Genomic DNA, 3,229 nt, shown 5'->3' with positions numbered 1-3,229 from the left:
CGTGACCTGCCCTTACGGGCAGGAAGTCATTAAAAATATGGTGGTGAAAAACCTGCCCCTGCCCCGGGGCTGGAAGAACAAGATGGTCAACGCGGCAGAGGAGGGTGATATCAAGATCATCCAGGCCCTGCTGCAACGGGGAGCGAAGGTGGATGCGGGCCAAACTGCGGGTGAAACTCCCCTGGCCCTGGCCGTTGCCAATAAGCATCTCGATGCTGCCCTGCTGCTGGCCGGAAGGGGTGGATCCGACCCGATCGGTCTGAGAAACCTGGGGAATCTTTTCAAGGATGGTGGTGAGGGCATTGTGGTAGATCTAAGCAAATCGGAGCACTGGTACCTGAAGGCAGCTGGATTGGGGGATGCCTGCGCCATGAATAACCTGGCCCTACTGTATCTGGATGGCGGCGAGGGCTTACCGGCAGATCATCAGGATCAGGGAAAGTTCCTGTTGTTCAAGGCGGCTGGGCTTGGGGATTCCGGAGCCATGTCCAATCTGGGCTGGCACTGTTTTAAGGGTGACAAGGGCTTTGAGCAAGATCTACACCAGGCGAAATCCTGGTGGCTCAAGGCGGTTGAGCTGAGATATGTTCTAGCCATGCATCACCTGGGAAGCCTGTATCTGCATGGTGGCGAGAACTTTCCGGCAGATCTGCACCAGGCGAAAACCTTGTTGCTCAAGGTGATTGAGCTGGGAAAAGATCCAGCCATTATAGCTTCAGCCATGTACATGCTGGGTCGCCTATATCAGTATGGTGGCGAGGGCTTTAAGATAGATCTGCTTGAAGCGGAGCGCTGGTACCTGAAAGCCATTGAGCTGGGGTCTCATCTGGCCATGAGTAGCCTGGGTCACCTGTATCTGCGTGGTGGCGAAAAATTTCCGGAACATAGGTACAAGGGAAAACGACTGTTGCTCAAGGCGGCTCAGTTGAGGAGAGACCTGGACATCAAAAAACTGAAAAAAGTCTCTAAACCGCAACCCGCTAAAAAACGCGGGCTTGATGAAGCCTTTCCTGATGAAACCGGCCGCGCCCACACAGAGGGCGAATCCACGGCAGCAGACAGTAACGGGTATAAAACGATGATAGAGCAGGCTTCCCGATAGAGCCGCCAAATGCCCATGGCAGGTGACAATATTTTGTGTCCCCCGGGAGGCTGTCCAGAGTTATTTCCGGGTTATCCCGGGATCATCAAAGGAGCCATGAATCCGGTAACCAATGCTGGCCTGTTAAAGTCTGGGTCGAATTAAACGACAATGAATTTATATCTATATACCTCCTGCATCGATAAAATTGTATATGTTATAACTGTATAACCACTTTTTTTCGGATATTTTGCCCTGTTCTGGAATTCACGAAATCTATAAAGCTGTTTTTTGATATTTTCAGAACCTGTTACGGGATATTTTTGAGATCAACACAGTCAGAGTAGCAATCCCAAAAAGTAAGGGAGTTACCTGGCATGAACAACATTCCCTCCAGTGCAGCAGTTGTTGTACCCACCGAGCCCGCAATCTGCCCGATCTGCCATGATGGCCTCTACTCATCCACTAATCGGAAGTTTGTGGGCAGGCGTGTCGCTATTGCCAGGCCCTGCGGGCATAAGTTTCACTTTAAGTGCCTTTCCCGCTGGACCAAAGACCATCTGACCTGCCCTTACGGGCGGGAAGTCATTAACAATATTATGGTGGTGAAAAACCTGCCCCTGCCACGGGGCTGGCGGCGTCAAATGGTCAACGCGGCAAAGGAGGGTGATCTCAAGATCATCCAGGCCCTGCTGCAACGGGGGGCGAAGGTGGATGCGGGCCGAACTGTGGGTAAAACTCCCCTGGCCCGGGCCGCTGCCAATAAGCACCTCGATGTTGCTCTGCTGCTCGCCAGAAGGGGAGGATCCGACCCGATCGGACTGAACAACCTGGGGAAGCTGCTCCACGATGGTTGTGAGGGCATTCCGGTAGACCTAAGCAAAGCGGAGCACTGGTACCTCAAGGCGGCTGAGTTGGGGGATATTGCAGGCATGTGGCATCTGGGCTACCTGTATCATTATGGTGGCAAGGACTTCGCGGTAGATCTGCACAAAGCGGAGAGCTGGTACCTTAAGGCGGCTGAGCTGGGGCATATTAAAGCCATGTGCGGCCTGGGCATGGTGTATAGCGACGGTGGCGAGGGCTTTCCAGCCGATCTGCACAAAGCCGAGAGCTGGTACCTGAAGGCGGCTGAGCTGGGGCATGTTGTAGCCATGAATAATCTGGGCTACCTGTATCATTATGGTGGTGAGGACTTCGCGGTAGATCTGCGCAAAGCGGAGCGATTGTACATAGAGGCGGCTGGGCTGGGGGATGCTTGCGCCATGAGCAACCTGGGCCTGGTGTACCTGGAGGGAGGCGAGGGCTTACCGGCAGATCCGGATCGGGGAAAGCTCCTGTTGTTCAAAGCGGCTGGGCTGGGGGATATTGGAGCCATGTTTCACCTGGGTTGCTTTTATCTGGATGGCGACGAGAACTTTCCGGTAGATCTGCGCCAGGCGAAAATCTGGTTGCTCAAAGCGGCTGATCTGGGTTGCGCTGCTGCCATGTACAACCTGAGCGAGCTGTATGAGCGCAGTGGAGCGAACTTTCCGGTAGATCTGGACCAGGCGAAAGCCTGGTTGCTCAAGGCGGCTGAGTTGGGGTATGACCTGGCCATCAAAAAACTGGAAAAAGCCTTTAAACCGCAACCCGCTAAAAAACGCGGGTTTGATGAAGCCTTTCCTGATGAAACCGGCCGCGCCCACACAGTGGGCGAATCCACGGCAGCAGACTGTAAGGGTTATAAAACGATGGTAGAGAATGCTCCCCGATAGATCCACCAAATGCCCATGGCACGTCCCCGGGAGGCTGTCCCGGGTTATTTCAGGATTATCCCGGGATCATCAAAGGGGCCATGAATCCGGTAACCAATGTCGGCCTGTTAAAGTCCAGATCGACTTAAACGACAATAAATCTATATCTTTATACCTCCTGCATCCATAAAATTGTGTAAGTTATAATCGTATAACCGCCTTCTTTTCCGATATTTTGACCTTTTCTGTAATTCAAGAAATCTATAAAGCTGGTTTTTTGATATTTTCAGAACCTGTTACGGGATATTTTTGAGATCAACACAGTCAGAGTAGCAATCCCAAAAACGTAAGGGAGTTACCTGGCATGAACAGCGTTCCCTCCAGTGCAGCAGTTATTGTACCCACCGAGCCT

General features: G+C 52.6%; 2 protein-coding genes. Both read left to right on the top strand.

Going from position 1 to position 3,229, the window contains the following annotated elements:
* Positions 1 to 1,102, top strand: a 1,102-nt coding sequence (locus tag ACO6V1_RS23105) for a tetratricopeptide repeat protein (RefSeq protein ID WP_422468834.1), incomplete at its 5' end; no start/stop codon positions are given.
* A gap of 356 nt (positions 1,103 to 1,458) precedes the next feature.
* On the top strand, positions 1,459 to 2,838 hold the full coding sequence (locus ACO6V1_RS23100; RefSeq protein ID WP_422459377.1) for an RING finger domain-containing protein: 1,380 nt from the start codon (positions 1,459 to 1,461) through the stop codon (positions 2,836 to 2,838).
* Positions 2,839 to 3,229: the final 391 nt, after the last annotated feature.

Origin of the sequence: Endozoicomonas sp. ALC013 (assembly GCF_049310205.1) — a bacterium.
Lineage (GTDB): Bacteria > Pseudomonadota > Gammaproteobacteria > Pseudomonadales > Endozoicomonadaceae > Endozoicomonas.
This window is presented reverse-complemented; position numbering and strand designations above follow the sequence as displayed.